The following is a 15,490-nucleotide window of genomic DNA, read 5'->3' on the forward strand; positions in this document are numbered from 1 at the left end:
CCACTGTTCGTCCATTTCCGCGCAGACGATGACGTCACTGCCCGGCTGTATGCGCGAGGTTACCGACTGCGGCCTGAGTTTTTTAAATGGCGGAAAATCGTGTTGAGGCCAACGCCCATAATGCGGGCGGTTGCCCGGCATCCAACGCCATTCATGGCCATATCAATGATTTTCTGGTGCGTACCGGGTTGAGAAGCGGTGTAAGTGAACTGCAGTTGCCATGTTTTACGGCAGTGAGAGCAGAGATAGCGCTGATGTCCGGCAGTGCTTTTGCCGTTACGCACCACCCCGTCAGTAGCTGAACAGGAGGGACAGCTGATAGAAACAGAAGCCACTGGAGCACCTCAAAAACACCATCATACACTAAATCAGTAAGTTGGCAGCATCACCACCACGCTGTCGCCAGCACGGCGATACCAGTAATTAACGCGGTTATCGCCACAGGCCAACGGCTTTGTTTCTTTTTGTTGAGCGTCGATGCAACATTGGCAATTCTGGCGGGAGCTTGCGCTTCTTCCAGTTGCTGAATATTGATATTAGCGTCGCCCATCCGAAATCCCATCCGCGGAATTGTGACGATGAGCTCTGCAGGATGACCCGTAGACGTTATTGCTTTGCGCAGAAATGAAATGTGCTGATTGAGATTCGCATCCGTCGCTCTGGCGCCATTATGCTGAAAAACATTCAGCAGAATTTCATCACGCGAGGATATCTCTTTACCATTTTGCAACAAATAGAGCAGTAATTGTGTTGCCACATTATTCAATGTGGCCATTTCACCAGATGCCAGGTCTTTTAGGGTATTTTTATGTGGTCTGAAAACTAAGCCATCACCAATAATTACGGATTTAATTTTGTTTATTGGTATATGAGAAATCACTGATGTCTCCTTTAAAGCAGGATATCTCGCATTCGAGTGGGTGAAGCAATAGCATAACATAATTCATTTATAAAAAATGGTTGTACCATAGATCGCTTTATTAATATTTATATAACAATATTTTAATATCTCTTATAGAATCCTCTTTTCTCCTTCCTCTCTTTCACTATCTTATTGTCATTACTCGCTTTTGATATCCAATTTCATTTTTACAAAAATTTCATAAATACATTTTGCCTGTTGTTCTGGCTAAATAAAAAAATAGTTGATAGATAAAAACTCTATAAAAATGCTAAATGATAGATACTAACACTGGCTAAGTCGTGATTTTTGGCGGTTTTTTAGGTAAACGATCGCTGTGCAGACAGTGTTACAACATGATTCCCTGAGTTTGATTAATACCGGATTTTTGCATTGTGTCATTTTCTCGTCGACTTAATATAAGCCCCGAAACAGCGTAAACAACTGTGGACGGTATTTCGGATGGAATACCAATGAAGTTCAAAATACGGGGCGGCTTGAGATGGATTGTTTGCAAGGATATGCGCTACCGCCACCTGCAGATCAGGATTTTCCGGACATAAATTATCTGCGGAAATAGATCTTCGGAATAACTAAAAAACAGATATAAGGTTAAGTAGTAATATGAAAATGAAAAACGTGGCTGTGGCCTGTGCGCTGATGGCGGGAATGACTTTTACTGCCTCTTCTGCTTTTGCTGCAAAAAATGTCGAACCTACTAACGGTAAAATTCACTTCACCGGTTCTCTGGTTAATTCCGCCTGTGGTCTGGCACCAGAATCCAGCCCGGTACAGGTTAATTTTGGTGAGATCCCAACTTCTCAGTTAAAAGACAACCAACGTGCTGGCGTTAAGCATGCCAAAATCGTTCTGCAGGGCTGTGATACGACCGTCGCGAAAACGGCCACTGTGACCTATACCCCGGCAACGATTGATACAGACAACAACGCGCTGGCTGCGTTCACCTCTGGTACTGCAAAGGGTGCGGGCATCGGTATGATTGACAGTGGCAACCAGGACGTGGAATGGGGTCAAGCCGCCTCTCAGGTCAACATTACCGATGGTGAAACCGACATTGATTTCGTCGCTTACCTGCAGGCAAACAACGCATCTGTCGCGGTAACTCCGGGTGATTTCGAATCTACCGTTAATTTCCAGATCGACTACCAGTAACGATCTGCAGCAGGCGCATTAACGCGCCTGCTTAACCCTTCCTGCGAATAACTGAAAGGAAATGCGGTGATGCCTGGATGGCGAATTTTACTGCTTTTTATCTTCATATCGCCTGCATGGGTTTTGGCTGACACCAATCGTCTTGTCAGTACGCCCGGCAAAATGCGCATGCGCGGAAATATTATTGAGGCTGCCTGTTATGTCGATCCACGCGACCGGTCGCTACTGGTTGAATTTGATGATCTCTCAGCCAGAGATATTTCCGGAAAACCAGAGAAAGTATCAGCGCATGATTTCAGCATTCATTTGTTGGGATGTTCATTAGGGGATTCTCAACACCCCGGGAATCTGTTTCAACGCGCCAATATTACCTTTTCTGGCGCACCGGATAGTGACAATCCTGATTATCTAAGCGTGCAATCGGAAACTGAAAATTTAGCGATAGAAATATATGACAGCAACGGACAGCAAATTCATCTGGGTGAGCCATCACCGGACTATGTGCTTAATCCAGGGAAAAACACGCTCAATTTTACGGCTTATTTGATCTCCCGCGACGGAAGAATGACATCTGGCGAATTTACTGCGGTCACGCATTTTGTTGTGAATTATCTCTGAGCTGCACTGCAATTCGGGTATCTGAAGGTTTGCGAACGAAAATGATCACGCTGAAAACAGATAAAAAACGTCTGGCGCTTTTTATTGCTCTGGTCTGTGCCTCTTCATGGGCTGAAGCGGATGAGGCCATTGAATTTAATACCGACGTACTGGATGCCAGCGACAGGCACAATGTCGATTTGCAGCGTTTTTCCGAAGGCAACTTTGTGACTCCCGGAGAATATCTGCTGGATGTTCGTATTAACAGCCAGGAGATTCCACAGCAGTCGATCCGTTATATCGTCGATCCTGCCAACCCGCATAAATCCATGGCATGTCTGACCCCGCAACAACTCGAATTACTGGCGCTCAAAGAAGAAGCGCTGGCCTATATTCATCTGATTAGCGCGACCTGCTATGACATTTCCCGCCTGCCGGGTGTGGCGTTGAATAATAGCGCAGGCGTACTGGACATTATCGTGCCTCAGGCGTGGATGAAATATACCGATCCAGACTGGACGCCACCGGAGCGCTGGGATAACGGCGTCGCGGGGCTGATTTTTGACTACAGCGTCTCGGGCCAGGCCACACATTATGAACAGGGCGGCGATCGTTATCGCTCTCTGTCTGGCTATGGGCAGACAGGTTTTAACCTCGGCGCGTGGCGATTTCGTGGCCAGTATCAGGCCAATTACGCTTCGGATGATAATCGCGGCCGTATCGACTGGGATCAGATCTATGCCTATCGACCGTTGCCGATGCAGGCTGCAAAACTGACGGTCGGCGAAATCTACCTGAATTCTCAGGTTTTTGATTCGGTACGTTTCACCGGGGCTAACCTCGCCAGCGACGAGCGTATGTTGCCACCGAATTTGCAGGGCTACGCGCCTGAAGTGCACGGCATCGCCCGCAGCAATGCGAAGGTTACCGTCAGTCAGCAGGGCCGTGTTATCTATCAAACCACCGTTCCTGCAGGGCCATTTAATATTCAGGATCTGCACGGTTCGGTACGCGGCACGCTGGATGTTCGCGTCGAGGAGCAGGATGGCAGCGTACACACTTTTCAGGTCAATACGGCCGATATTCCTTACCTGACGCGACCAGGCTATGTGCGCTACAACGCCGCGGTCGGGAAGCCATCGCGTTATAACCACGACGTTCAGGGGCCTGCGTTTTATAGCGGTGATTTTTCATGGGGGGTCAGCAATGCCTGGTCGCTGTACGGCGGCGCGCTGCTGACTGGCGATCGCTATAACGCCTGGTCGATGGGGATTGGGCGGGACTTGAGCTGGCTGGGGGCGCTGTCGGCTGATGCGACGCAATCCGTGAGTCGGGTAAAGCATCAGGCTGAACAAAAAGGCATGTCTTTTAAGCTCAGCTACGCCAAAACTTTTGATGAGTACAACAGCGCCATCACCTTTGCCGGTTACCGCTTCTCACAGCGTAACTTCCGCACTTTCTCGCAGTTTCTCGACGAGCAGTATGAAAATAACAACAGTGCCGGCAACGAAAAAGAGATGTACACCATCACCGGCAACAAAACCTTCTTTGCTGACGACCCACTATTAGCGACCACGCTGTACCTGACCTATACCCACCAGAACTATTGGGATCGCGGTTCCCAGGATCGTTACGGATTATCGATGGGGCACAGCTTTTCATTTGCTGGCATCCAGGGGATCAGCGCCAACGTTGCGGCTTACCGCTCGGAGTATCAGGGCAAACGAGACGACAGTCTTTCGCTTTCAATCTCGGTGCCATGGAGCGATGGCCGCTCTATGGATTACGAATTACAGAACAGCGGCAACCAGACCAGCCAGATGGTTTCGTATTCCGATAACCGCGACCGTAACAATCCGTGGCGTTTGCGCACAGGGGTTTCCGGTGAAGGGCGTACGGCGTTTGATGGCTATTACAAGCACCGCAGCATGATGGCGGAACTGGAATCTAACGTCAGCTGGCAGCAATCACGTTATTTCTCCGTTGGCGGCACGATGCGCGGCGGCTTTACCGCGACGCGTCACGGTGCGGCGCTGCACAACAGCCAGGCGTCGATGAATACCGCCAGAGTGATGGTTGATACCGACGGGGTGGCGAACGTGCCGCTGAACGGCGAACAGGCGCACTCAAACCGCTTCGGTATTGCCGTCGTACCGGACGTCGTTAGCTATCACAGCTTTGATACCCGTATCGATGTGGACGCAATGGACGAGGACATTTCCGCGACTAAAGCCATCGTGACCAACACCCTGACGGAAGGTGCGATTGGCTACCAGCATTTTGCCGTGGCGCAGGGGCAAAAAATGATGGCGCTGCTGCGCCTGAAGGATGGTTCGGTACCGCCGTTTGGCGCCGAAGTGTTTAACGCTAACGGCGTTAGCGTCGCCATGGTAATGGAAAACGGTATGGCCTGGATTGCGGGTGTGAATCCGGCTGAGCGTCTTTCCGTTGCCTGGGCTGGCCGTGCGCAGTGCCACTTACAGGTGCCACAACAAATCAACCCGGAAGGTAACGTGCTGTTGCCTTGTGAATAATTTCAATAACCTGAATGAATTTTGTCATGAATAATCAAGCTTTTTACTCCGTGCAGCGTTGGCTTAAACCCGTGGCCTGTGGCCTGCTTTTGATTGCCGAGATCAACACCTCATGGGCAGGTATTGCGCTCGACCGTACCCGCATGATCATCACTGGTGATGCGCGCTCAGTCAGTGCGAACTTAACCAATACCAGCCCGAGCATTCCGTTTCTGGCTCAGTCGTGGGTGGAAGATGCCAACGGAACAAAAATTACCTCGCCGCTAATGGTCTTACCGCCGCTGCAACGAATTAACGGCGGGCAAAAGGGAATTGCCCGCGTGACGAAAACCAGCGGGATCAACGCCCTGCCGCAGGATCGCGAGAGCTTGTTCTACCTGAACGTACGTGAAATTCCGCCTAAACCGGATAAGCCGAACGTGCTGCAACTGGCGATGCAGTCGCGCATCAAATTGTTCTACCGTCCGGCCGCCATTGTGCCGGAAACGCCGGGCGCCGTGTGGCAAAACCAACTGGTCTTTCACAAGCAGGGCCAGCGCTGGAGTGTGGATAACCCAACGCCTTACTTCGTCACCTTAATCGGCTTAAGCCGCAAGCCAGAAGCGCAGGGAGGCGGCAGATTGACCGACTTCCCCGGCGTTATGGTCTCACCAAAATCCTCTCTCGATTTCAGCGTCACGGACGGCAGCGTCAGCCAGTTCAGCATGATGTACGTGAACGATTTTGGCGGTCATCCCGAACTGAAATTCAGCTGCACAGGCAATGTATGTAAAGCATTGCCGATGGAGCAACAGCCCCGGTAACAGGAATCGTAAATGAAAAAGATGCTTTGCGCCCTGCTGATGGCGGGCATGGCCTGGCAGGTTCAGGCCACCAGCGGCCGCCAGGATATGAGCAACGTGTCCGGTGAGTATGGCAACGTCCGCTTTCACGGCCGGGTCTACGTGTCGCCGTGCGTGCTGGATATGGCCTCACGCGATCAGACCATCAATCTTGGTGATATTTCCGCCAGTCGATTTCGCCAGGGCGGCGATCGCAGCGAACCGGTGTTGGTCACGCTGTACCTGAACGGCTGCTTAAAGGGCTCTGGTCATACCCTGAGGGATTTCCCCGGGCAGACCAGCGAAATGCCTGAGCTGGCGCACAGCACGGTGGAACGTGGCGTTTCGATGACGCTGATGGCCGAAGGCGCGCCGGAAAACAGTGACCTGGGGCGTATTCGTGGTGATGTGCGCGGCGCGGGCATTCGGCTACTGACCGAGCGTAATCAGTTGATCCATCTGAACCAACCGCAACGGATGTGGATCCTCAAACCAGGCGATAACGCCATTCACTTTCTGGCCACGCTGGAATCTTTTGGGCCAGAGGTGACTGCCGGAGAATTTAACGGCCTGGTGAGACTTAAGCTGGAGTATCTATGAGCGTATTACGCAAAGCGCTGTTGTGGGTTGCCCTGGCTGGCTCTCCACTGGCCGGGCAGGCATTTACACAGGGGGAAGGTGAGCCGGAGGGCGGGTCGCCGCATCAGTACGATATCGAATTGAGCTCGCTGGATGTCAGTAAAAACCACGTGGGGGGCAGAACGGATCCGTTTACCTGGAACCTGGGCAGTTGGTATGTGGTGAGTTTCTATTGCGAGCAGGCTGACATCTCCCGGTCGCCGATTTACTACACCACCACGACTACGATGCCGCCTTCAAATCAGGGGGCGAACCGTTTTCGGCTAAACGAGTATCTGGATGTGGAAGTGCAGGTGTGGGTTGCCGGGGGCTATAAACAGTATGTTCAGGCGCCTTTTACCAACGTTTCAAACCGCAACAGCAATAACACTTGCAAAAAGCGCAAGGGCTACACGCGCGCCACTAACGTTGAAAGTGGTTCAAAAGGGAAAGTGACGTTTATTGTCACTAAACCCATTATCAACGGCATCAATATCACTTCCCAATCGCTGGTGGAGGTTGCCGGGCGCATGGGGAGCGCGGGACCTACGCCCACTACGGCGATTTCCCGTGTGGTGATTAAATCCGGGCTGATTACCGTACCGGACAAATGCACCTTCAACCGGGGAGACAAAATCAGTATTGAGTTTGGCGATCTGCCAGGATCCGCTGCCCGGCTCAATGGCACTAACTACAGCAAGTCGATCCCCATTCATGTTGTTTGTGAAGGCGGCAGCTTCGATCAGGGCGCGCTGAACATTAATCTTGGCGTACAAACTACCACGGCGTCAGGCACGGCGGGGTTCAACGATCATCTCCTCGGCACGCTGAGCGGCGGACAAAAGCGCGACGATCTCGGCATTATGCTTAAAGACGAGAGCGGTGGCACCGTCGTGCCCAATCAATTCTATAACGTGAAAGGTTTTTACCAGAATCAGGGCGACTGGAATCTCACCGCTGCACCGGTGGCAAAGCCGGGCGTGGGAAGCGTTAAGGAAGGTGAGTTTGAAGCCTCTGCCACCGTTGTTGCGCAGTTTCAGTAGGGGGATGCCATGAGATTTTCGGCGTTATTCGCGATCGGTGTGTTACTGCTTGGCGGCATGGCGCAGGCCGACACCAAACTGGTCGGCGGTGATATGTATTTTCACGGCACTATCAGAGCGCTGGCCTGCAGCCTGGCACCAGGAGGCGACAAAATCGAGGTCGATTTCGGGCAAATCGCGACGCAGGATCTCTATCTCTCGGGGCGCAGTAAGCCGGAAAAATTCAGCATTCAGCTACGCGACTGCAACCCCGAGGTTTTTCGCGGGATCTCGGTCACTTTCAGTGGTAGTGAGGATGCTGAACTGGACGATCATCTGGCGCTGGATAGCAGTGAACAGGGTGGCGCGACTGGGATCGGTATTGGGATGAGCGAAGAGGACGGCACGGCAATTCGCCTTGATGAGAGCACGTCAGTCAAAGAGATAACTGCAGGCTCGATGACGCTAAATTTTTGGGCGTGGGTCGCAGCAGAGCCGTCGGCGATAAAAAATCAGTCTCTCGAATACGGTCCGTTCAGCGCCAGCGGGACCTGGACACTGAACTACCAGTAGCATGATGAACGCACTGAATCGTATTGCCCCGCTGCCTGCGCAGAAATTATTGCTCGTTATTAGTCTGTTTTTCTGGTGTGGGGGAATGCATCTCTACTGGCTGAATAACGGCGGCAGCGGTCTGTCGTTGCCGCTTAATATTACGAGCTGGATTTATGCCGTTGTGCTGGCTGCAAGCGCATCAGTGCTGGTTCCTCGTCAACGCTGGCGCATCACTGTCCCCGCCACGGTTTTTTCGATGGGGGCGCTCATCCTGACGCTGCTTTGTCTGCTGACGCCTGGCGTCTGGCAGTTCGAGGCGCAGCTGGTCGCAGGGGCGCTGCTGGGAGGCGTGCTCGTCTATCTGGTGACATTGCAGATTCCGCTTGCGGCAAACACCCTGACGGTACTGCTGACCCTGCTATGGGGCGCGTGCGTCATCGAATGTCTGGCGTTTTTGTATCAGTACTGGCATTTGCCGGGAGTTGATTACTGGGAGTTTGCCTGGCGACGCGGTACGCGGCCCTACGGTATTTTTCAGCAGGTCAATCTGATGGCCAGCTTCACTGCATCTGGTGTGCTGCTGTCAGCCCCGCTCTTTTTACGGCTACGCGACAGATATCGAATTGTCATCGGGGTTGCTCTGGTGATGATGGGCTTTGTGCTGCATGAATCCCAGTCGCAAACCGGCTATGTGTCTGTGGTGGTAGGTGAAGTCTTGCTGCTGGTGGTTTTCCCGGCGCAACGCCGTATGTTGTTGCTACTTCTGCTGCCGCTGGCGTTAGGCATGGTGGCGGGCACGCTCGCTCGCCATTTTTTGTCCGTTGCTACAGTCGATCACCAGACCACTTCCCAGGTGCGCTGGACGGTGCTTAAAACGTCACTGGCATTATTTGCCGAACGCCCGTGGACGGGGTGGGGCGTGGGCAGTTTTGCCGCCGTGTTTCTCGAACGCGCGGGGCCGTTGGGGCTGAGCAGCATCTCGCATCCGCACAATGAGCTGGTGCTGTGGCTGGTGGAGGGCGGCCTGGTGGGGTTGGCGGGGGCGCTGTGCTTTATTACGGGGGGCTTCTGGCTGTGGATGCACGGAAATCGCTGGCGTCGCGCTTGTCTGGTGGCGGCGCTGCCGGTGGTCATTCATATGTTGACGGAATACCCCGCCAGGCAGTCAACACCACACTGGTTACTGCTGATCCTGCTGCTTCGTTGTGCAGATAGCCCGCTAAAAGGGGCTCGCCTGACGCTTACGTCGACGTCGCTGATTTGTGCGCTGGCATTGATCTCGTTTTTAACCTTCACGCCACTGTTGCTTCTCTCACTGCACACGCAACAGCAGTTGACGCTGGCGGAGCGGCAGTCAGCGCAGTGGCGTCTGGCCGAGTCGCTCCCGGTAGGAGGCTGGCTCCTTGCCCCTCGCTACCGGTTTGATGTTCAGATGGGGTATCTGCAACGGTATCAGCGTACCCGGGACGCTCGCTGGCTGGAAGCGGTTCGCCGCTGGGCGCCTGACTATGTGCGTGTTCACCCAGACCCGAATGTCTCCTTCACGCAAATCTTGCTGGCGTTACAGCAGCGCGACCTACCTGAGGCGCATCGTCTGGCGACGCGCTTTTACCTGACATACCCGAACGATCGCCGTATCCCGTGGCTGCAGGATGCACGACGTCCTTTCAATCAAAAAATGGAATGATATGAACAGATTCAGCGAACAGACCCGCCATGTGCCAGAGCTTCCCCGCAACGCCGAGCTGCTGCGGATCACCGGGATCCGTTTGCAGCGCATCCATTTTTTTGATGATGCATCGCTGGATGTCTGTGAGGTGTTAAGTCAGGTACGCACGCCGCTACCGCTCGATCTTTTTTTCAAGCACCTTTCCATCACCGCAAAACAGCAGCTATTTCTGTGGCAAATGCGGCAGGTACTGGCACTCTCAGGAAGTTATTCGCTGAATTTATCCGTCAGGATGCTGACCTGTCTGTCGTGGATTGCGCAGCTCGCCCGACAGGCGCATCAGGGGCGGATTGTTATCGAAATTCAGGATCCGGGCACCATGATGCGACTGGAAAAGGCAGAACAGCAGGCCGTATGCATTGCCGTTAAAACCCTGGTGCGTCACGGGTTTCGCGTGTGGTTGGATGATGTTTCGCCTGAGCTATTTTTTGTCTGGCGACTGTCTGGCATCCGTTTCGATGCCATCAAAATTGAAAGCGGAATGTTTCATCAGTTCAGGACGTCGGATTGGCAGTTAAGGGTACTGGTCAATCAATTTCGCGGGCTGGGAGAACGGGTTGTGATCGAGGGGGTGGAAACGCCGCAGGATTATGCCATTTGCCGTATGAGCGGCGCAGATGCTGTACAGGGATTTTTGTTCGAGCAGGAAGTATTACCGAAAAGCCTGAATCATTGCTGATTCAGGCCATGGTCATTATTCGCTCAGCGTCTGTGCGATATCTTTTTGCACCTGCTGGCGCTGTTCTGGGGTCAGTACTTTGTTCAGGTCGAAATAGTATTTCACGCGGTAATAACGCGCCTGCTGTTCGATATTGCTGAAGGCGGAAAGCTGTTTTTTGACGGCGGCGTCATCCCATTTCCCGGACTTGATGACGTCAATCAACGCGCCGTCTTTAACATCCTTCACCGATATCTGGCTAACGTTGGTTTCGAGCTGCTGGTGCAGTTTTTTGATTTGCGCAACCTGGTCAGTGCTCAGTTTAAGGTGCTGAACTACCGGGTCCTGAGCTGGTGCGGGTACAGTGGATACGTTTGCTGCAAGCGTGCTAAAAGAAGCGCCAGCCACGGTTGCCGCCAGCAAAGTCATGCGTACGAAGTTCTTCATTTCGGGATCCTGATAAGGGAATTATTAACATTGTCTGTCACTCGCTGGAGACGAGTGATTATCCTTTGCAGAATACGATGCCCGAAACACGTCGCCACGCGAATTTGTTTTGCGGTTGGTTACGGAGTGAAACAATCCCGCTACGGAAAACGTTGTGCAGCGGGAAGAAGGCGATATCTACAGCGTGAACGGGTCAGCGTCCTGCCAGGCGGGGAACTTCTCGCGGTACTCGCGCAGCGCCGAGAGTGACAGTTCAGCGTCAATGCGCGTAGCCTGATGTGGCTCGGCGGTGGCAATAATCTCCCCCTGCGGGTTAATCACCCGGCTGTCACCGCGATAATGATGGCCGTTACCGTCAGTACCCACGCGGTTACATCCTGCTACATAAGCCTGGTTCTCAATTGCCCGCGCGGTGAGCAGAACCTGCCAGTGTAGCGAACGCGGCGCCGGCCAGTTGGCGACATACAATGCCAGGTCGTAATCGTTGCGGTTGCGCGACCATACCGGAAAACGCAGGTCATAACAGACCAACGGCAGAATGCGCCAGCCGCGCCATTCAAAAATAACCCGCGCGTCACCCGCCTGATAATGTTGATGTTCATCCGCCATGCGGAACAGGTGGCGCTTGTCATAGAAATGGACATTACCTTCGGGTTCGACCAGCAAAAAGCGGTTTACCGGGCCACGTTCAGACAGGAGAGCGGCGCTGCCTGCTATAAGGGCGTTCGTCTGTTGCGCCTTAGTGCGCATCCAACTGACAACCTCTTCCTGCGGCAGCGATTTGCTTGCCGCTTCCATGGCAAATCCGCTGGTAAACATTTCAGGTAACACAATGACATCACGTCCGGTGACGGTTTCCAGTTGGCGGTCGAAATGGCGCAGGTTAGCCGGGCCATCCATCCAGATCAGCGGTTGTTGCAGCAGAGTAATTTTCAAACCGGGCACGATCGAGGCTCCTCATTGAACAACATTTTGACACTGTAGCATGAGCTCTAACGGAAATGTGGCAATAAAAAGCCCCGCATTAAGCGGGGCTAAACGTTGTGCGTGTGTCGTTACGCGGCTTCGACTTTACGCACCTTCTCTGGCAGCTTTACCGGCTGAGTCGCCAGCGCCTCGGGTTCAAAGTCATCCACGTTGATGCTACGCAGACGACTCGCTTCGGCTTTCACCAGAATTGCGGCTTCGTCTTTATCAATCAGCCCTTTAGCCAGCGCATTGTGCGCCAGTTCATCCAGGCGGGTAAACGGCAGGTTTTTACCCAGCTCTTTGCAGATCCGCTGGTGGATAGGGTCGGCTGCAATCACATCCAGCAAAGCCTCTTCCAGCAAACCTACCGGGTTATGCTCGCTCGGCGTCAGGTATTGACCGCGGCCAAGGCGAGAACGGGTGGCGCTCGGAACCTGCAGAATCTTCGCGACTTTATGATCCAGCTTGTCAGACGGTGCATGGTAGTGGCGACCGGTAGGGAAGATAACCACATTCAGCAGGCCCGCGACCAGTCGGTTCGGGAAGTTTTTCAGCAGGTCGTCCATCGCCTGTTCCGCTTTGTACAACGCATCCTGAACGCCCCAGTGAACCAACGGCAGGTCTGCTTCATTACGGCCTTCATCGTCATAACGCTTCAGTACCGCGGAGGCCAGATACAACTGACTTAATACATCGCCCAGACGCGCGGAGATACGTTCACGGCGCTTCAGGCTACCGCCCAGTACGGCCATGGAGACATCTGAAAGCAGTGCCAGGTTAGCACTCAGACGGTTCAGATGCTGGTAGTAACGTTTGGTCGCATCGCCGGTTGGCGTGCTGCTGGTTAAGCCACGCGTCAGGCCCAGCCAGAAGCTGCGCACTTTGTTACTGCCGACGTGGCCGATGTGTTTGAACAGCAGCTTGTCGAACGCATTCACATCGTTACTCTGTGCCGCAGCCATCTCTTCCAGAACGTACGGATGGCAGCGAATCGCCCCCTGACCGAAGATCATCATGCTCCGGGTCAGAATGTTGGCACCTTCTACGGTAATGGCGATAGGCGCGCCCTGATAAGCACGGGCGAGGAAGTTGCTTTCGCCAAGCATAATGCCTTTACCGCCAGTAATATCCATTGCATCGATGATTGACTGCTGTCCACGGTGGGTACAGTGATACTTCACGATGGCCGACAGCACCGCCGGTTTTTCACCCAGCATAATACCGTAGGTAATCAGCGACGCCGCTGCATCCATCACGTACGCGTTACCCGCAATACGTGCCAACGGCTCTTCAATACCTTCCATCTTACCGATAGAGATTTTGAACTGGCGACGAATATGCGCATACGCGCCGGTTGCCATTGCGACCGATTTCACGCCGCCCGTCGAGTTAGACGGCAGGGTAATACCGCGTCCCACGGACAGACATTCCACCAGCATGCGCCAGCCCTGACCGGCCATTTTTGGGCCACCGATGATGTAATCAATCGGCACGAAGACATCTTTACCCAGCGTCGGACCGTTCTGGAACGGCACGTTCAGCGGGAAGTGTCGACGCCCAATTTGTACGCCTGGGGTTGACGTTGGGATCAGCGCACAGGTAATGCCAAGATCTTCTTCACCACCCAGCAGTTTTTCCGGGTCGGAGAGTTTAAATGCCAGACCCAGTACGGTAGCGATAGGCGCCAGCGTGATATAACGCTTATTCCAGGTCAGGCGCATACCCAGCACCTGCTGGCCCTGCCAGTCGCCCATACAAACCACGCCGGTATCAGGGATCGCGCCTGCGTCGGAACCCGCTTCCGGGCTGGTCAGAGCAAAGCAGGGGATCTCCTGACCACGTGCCAGACGCGGCAGGTAATGATTCTTCTGCTCTTCGGTGCCGTAATGCTGCAGCAGTTCGCCAGGGCCTAAGGAGTTAGGTACGCCAACGGTGATCGCCAGGATCCCGGAAACGCCGGAGAGTTTCTGCAGAACGCGAGCCTGAGCATACGCGGAGAATTCCAGCCCGCCGTACTCTTTCTTAATGATCATCGCGAAGAAGCGGTGTTCTTTCAGATACGCCCACAGTTCCGGCGGCAGATCCGCGAGTTCATGGGTGATCTGGAAGTCATTCGCCATGCGGCAGGCTTCTTCCACCGGGCCGTCAATAAACGCTTGTTCTTCAACTGTCAGATGCGGCTGAGGATAGTTATGCAGTTTTTTCCAGTCTGGCTTGCCCTGGAACAGGTCGCCTTCCCACCAGGTTGTACCGGCATCAATCGCCTCTTTCTCAGTACGCGACATCGGCGGCATGACTTTACGGAAACCGCGGAACACTGGCGCAGAGATCATGGATTTGCGCATTGGCGTAAAGTTAAACGGTACGAGGAGAATGGCCAGAGGAACCAGCAGCCAGATTGACCACAGGCCAACCACGCCAAGCGCAGCTGTCCAGGCGAGCAAAATTAAGCTGCTGAGTAATAAGCTCACGCGGTGATAAAACAGAACGCTGAGCAGAACAACCGTAGCGATAATACTCAAAATCATCATAACGAAAAGCTCCCTTGCTTGTAGGAGGTCTGACCACTTGTGATGATATGGTTGTAGTGGATGTAAATTCTTTTAGCAATGTGTTTACAAAATAATTACAACAAAGCTCACATTGTTGCTGTTTTAACCGGCACAAAAAATCAAAAGCCGCAGCCATTCCTGTGGCTTGTACTTCTCGCTGGTAGCGCTATCCGGTACACTGCATCTTGTCATTTACATTCATGCTGAAGGATATCCTCATGTACCAGGATCTTATTCGTAACGAACTGAGCGAAGCGGCGGAAACGCTGGCTAATTTTCTTAAAGATGACGCCAATATTCACGCCATTCAGCGCGCGGCGGTCCTGTTGGCAGACAGCTTTAAAGCTGGCGGTAAGGTACTTTCTTGCGGTAACGGCGGTTCCCATTGCGACGCGATGCACTTCGCCGAAGAGCTGACCGGACGTTATCGCGAAAACCGCCCTGGCTACCCGGCGATCGCTATCTCTGATGTCAGCCATATCTCCTGCGTCAGCAACGATTTCGGTTACGATTATGTCTTCTCCCGCTACGTTGAAGCCGTGGGGCGCGAAGGCGATGTCCTGTTAGGCATCTCTACTTCGGGTAACTCCGGTAACGTGATTAAAGCGATTGCCGCAGCGCGCGAGAAAGGGATGAAAGTCATCACCCTGACTGGTAAAGATGGCGGCAAAATGGCGGGCAGCGCGGATATCGAAATTCGCGTGCCGCACTTTGGCTATGCTGACCGCATTCAGGAAATTCATATCAAAGTGATCCATATCCTGATCCAGTTGATCGAAAAAGAGATGGTGAAGTAAGAAGGCTATTTTATTTGCCATTTTGAATCCGGGCAGTGCCCGAAATCTTCACGTACTACGTGTACGCTCCGGTTTCCGCGCGCTGTCCGAATCTAAACTGGCTGCAACAATTACGCC

Annotated in this window: 14 protein-coding genes and 1 pseudogene; 10 read left to right on the forward strand and 5 right to left on the reverse strand. The window is 53.2% G+C overall.

Features of this window, described 5'->3' with window-relative positions; all coding sequences use genetic code 11:
- Positions 1-335 (reverse strand): annotated as a pseudogene (locus OGV38_RS08660) (IS1-like element IS1B family transposase); the annotation flags it as partial.
- 50 nt (positions 336-385) lie between these two features.
- Positions 386-880: a winged helix-turn-helix domain-containing protein gene (locus OGV38_RS08665; RefSeq protein WP_286473183.1), complete on the reverse strand. Its 495-nt coding sequence runs from the start codon at positions 878-880 to the stop codon at positions 386-388.
- A 645-nt stretch (positions 881-1,525) separates the two neighbouring features.
- On the opposite strand from OGV38_RS08665, the gene OGV38_RS08670 reads away from it, so the two are divergent.
- The 9 genes from OGV38_RS08670 (at position 1,526) to OGV38_RS08710 (ending at position 10,629) form a co-directional block, all read left to right on the forward strand.
- Entirely contained in the window at positions 1,526-2,074 is a 549-nt protein-coding gene (locus OGV38_RS08670) for a fimbrial protein (RefSeq protein WP_286473184.1), read from the forward strand.
- A gap of 69 nt (positions 2,075-2,143) precedes the next feature.
- Positions 2,144-2,692 (forward strand): fimbrial protein, encoded by a 549-nt coding sequence (locus OGV38_RS08675; RefSeq protein ID WP_019076063.1) that lies wholly within the window; start codon positions 2,144-2,146, stop codon positions 2,690-2,692.
- 41 nt (positions 2,693-2,733) lie between these two features.
- On the forward strand, positions 2,734-5,205 hold the full coding sequence (locus tag OGV38_RS08680) for a fimbria/pilus outer membrane usher protein (protein WP_286473185.1): 2,472 nt from the start codon (positions 2,734-2,736) through the stop codon (positions 5,203-5,205).
- A gap of 26 nt (positions 5,206-5,231) precedes the next feature.
- Complete coding sequence (locus tag OGV38_RS08685; RefSeq protein ID WP_046275745.1) at positions 5,232-6,008, forward strand: fimbrial biogenesis chaperone; 777 nt, start codon at positions 5,232-5,234, stop codon at positions 6,006-6,008.
- Between the two features lie 12 nt (positions 6,009-6,020).
- A complete protein-coding gene (locus OGV38_RS08690; protein ID WP_019076065.1) occupies positions 6,021-6,626 on the forward strand; it encodes a fimbrial protein in 606 nt (201 codons plus the stop codon).
- Entirely contained in the window at positions 6,623-7,687 is a 1,065-nt protein-coding gene (locus OGV38_RS08695; protein WP_286473186.1) for a fimbrial protein, read from the forward strand. The genes OGV38_RS08690 and OGV38_RS08695 overlap by 4 nt, the downstream gene beginning before the upstream one ends.
- Before the next feature lie 9 nt (positions 7,688-7,696).
- Positions 7,697-8,239, forward strand: a complete 543-nt coding sequence (locus tag OGV38_RS08700) for a fimbrial protein (protein WP_016155755.1) — start codon at positions 7,697-7,699, stop codon at positions 8,237-8,239.
- A gap of 1 nt (position 8,240) precedes the next feature.
- Positions 8,241-9,908, forward strand: a complete 1,668-nt coding sequence (locus tag OGV38_RS08705; protein ID WP_286473187.1) for an O-antigen ligase family protein — start codon at positions 8,241-8,243, stop codon at positions 9,906-9,908.
- Between the two features lies 1 nt (position 9,909).
- On the forward strand, positions 9,910-10,629 hold the full coding sequence (locus tag OGV38_RS08710) for an EAL domain-containing protein (RefSeq protein ID WP_053389577.1): 720 nt from the start codon (positions 9,910-9,912) through the stop codon (positions 10,627-10,629).
- Positions 10,630-10,644: 15 nt separating this feature from the next.
- Here the strand turns inward: OGV38_RS08710 and OGV38_RS08715 are convergent, their stop codons facing one another.
- The 3 genes from OGV38_RS08715 to fadE all read right to left on the reverse strand — a co-directional run bounded on the left by OGV38_RS08715 (position 10,645) and on the right by fadE (position 14,555).
- A complete protein-coding gene (locus OGV38_RS08715; protein WP_046275741.1) occupies positions 10,645-11,055 on the reverse strand; it encodes a Spy/CpxP family protein refolding chaperone in 411 nt (136 codons plus the stop codon).
- Between the two features lie 177 nt (positions 11,056-11,232).
- Positions 11,233-12,000, reverse strand: coding sequence for an amidohydrolase (locus OGV38_RS08720; protein WP_016151813.1), 768 nt, complete (start codon positions 11,998-12,000; stop codon positions 11,233-11,235).
- A 110-nt stretch (positions 12,001-12,110) separates the two neighbouring features.
- On the reverse strand, positions 12,111-14,555 hold the full coding sequence (gene fadE, locus OGV38_RS08725; RefSeq protein ID WP_149380688.1) for an acyl-CoA dehydrogenase FadE: 2,445 nt from the start codon (positions 14,553-14,555) through the stop codon (positions 12,111-12,113).
- A gap of 239 nt (positions 14,556-14,794) precedes the next feature.
- Here fadE and lpcA point away from each other — a divergent pair, with 239 nt between their 5' ends.
- Positions 14,795-15,373: a D-sedoheptulose 7-phosphate isomerase gene (lpcA, locus tag OGV38_RS08730; protein ID WP_016151815.1), complete on the forward strand. Its 579-nt coding sequence runs from the start codon at positions 14,795-14,797 to the stop codon at positions 15,371-15,373.
- The last annotated feature ends 117 nt before the right edge of the window (positions 15,374-15,490 follow it).

Origin of the sequence: Citrobacter sp. Cb080, from assembly GCF_030334745.1 — a bacterium.
GTDB lineage: Bacteria > Pseudomonadota > Gammaproteobacteria > Enterobacterales > Enterobacteriaceae > Citrobacter > Citrobacter braakii.

Bases quoted from the DNA above. Each gene is read 5' to 3' on its own strand.
- OGV38_RS08670 (WP_286473184.1), top strand. From the start codon at position 1,526: ATGAAAATGAAAAACGTGGCTGTGGCCTGTGCGCTGATGGCGGGAATG.
- OGV38_RS08675 (WP_019076063.1), top strand. From the start codon at position 2,144: ATGCCTGGATGGCGAATTTTACTGCTTTTTATCTTCATATCGCCTGCA.
- OGV38_RS08680 (WP_286473185.1), top strand. From the start codon at position 2,734: ATGATCACGCTGAAAACAGATAAAAAACGTCTGGCGCTTTTTATTGCT.
- OGV38_RS08685 (WP_046275745.1), top strand. From the start codon at position 5,232: ATGAATAATCAAGCTTTTTACTCCGTGCAGCGTTGGCTTAAACCCGTG.
- OGV38_RS08690 (WP_019076065.1), top strand. From the start codon at position 6,021: ATGAAAAAGATGCTTTGCGCCCTGCTGATGGCGGGCATGGCCTGGCAG.
- OGV38_RS08695 (WP_286473186.1), top strand. From the start codon at position 6,623: ATGAGCGTATTACGCAAAGCGCTGTTGTGGGTTGCCCTGGCTGGCTCT.
- OGV38_RS08700 (WP_016155755.1), top strand. From the start codon at position 7,697: ATGAGATTTTCGGCGTTATTCGCGATCGGTGTGTTACTGCTTGGCGGC.
- OGV38_RS08705 (WP_286473187.1), top strand. From the start codon at position 8,241: ATGATGAACGCACTGAATCGTATTGCCCCGCTGCCTGCGCAGAAATTA.
- OGV38_RS08710 (WP_053389577.1), top strand. From the start codon at position 9,910: ATGAACAGATTCAGCGAACAGACCCGCCATGTGCCAGAGCTTCCCCGC.
- OGV38_RS08715 (WP_046275741.1), bottom strand. From the start codon at position 11,055: ATGAAGAACTTCGTACGCATGACTTTGCTGGCGGCAACCGTGGCTGGC.
- fadE (WP_149380688.1), bottom strand. From the start codon at position 14,555: ATGATGATTTTGAGTATTATCGCTACGGTTGTTCTGCTCAGCGTTCTG.
- lpcA (WP_016151815.1), top strand. From the start codon at position 14,795: ATGTACCAGGATCTTATTCGTAACGAACTGAGCGAAGCGGCGGAAACG.